This is a genomic window from Shigella sp. FC1967 (assembly GCF_001743005.1).
Taxonomy (GTDB): Bacteria; Pseudomonadota; Gammaproteobacteria; order Enterobacterales; family Enterobacteriaceae; genus Proteus.
Genome location: NZ_MIIZ01000331.1, coordinates 1 through 238 on the forward strand (window position 1 = coordinate 1; position 238 = coordinate 238).

Sequence of the window (238 nt, forward strand, 5' to 3'; positions counted from 1 at the left end):
TTACCCCACCTACTAGCTAATCCCATATGGGTTCATCCGATAGCGCAAGGTCCGAAGAGCCCTGCTTTGGTCCGTAGACGTCATGCGGTATTAGCCACCGTTTCCAGTAGTTATCCCCCTCTATCGGGCAGATCCCCACTACATTACTCACCCGTCCGCCGCTCGTCAGCAAGAAAGCAAGCTTTCTCCTGTTACCGCCCGACTTGCATGTGTTAGGCCTGCCGCCAGCGTTCAATCT

General features: G+C 54.6%; 1 rRNA gene. It reads right to left on the reverse strand.

Going from position 1 to position 238, the window contains the following annotated elements:
* Positions 1 to 238: ribosomal RNA gene (locus BHE89_RS02905) — 16S ribosomal RNA — on the reverse strand; the annotation flags it as partial.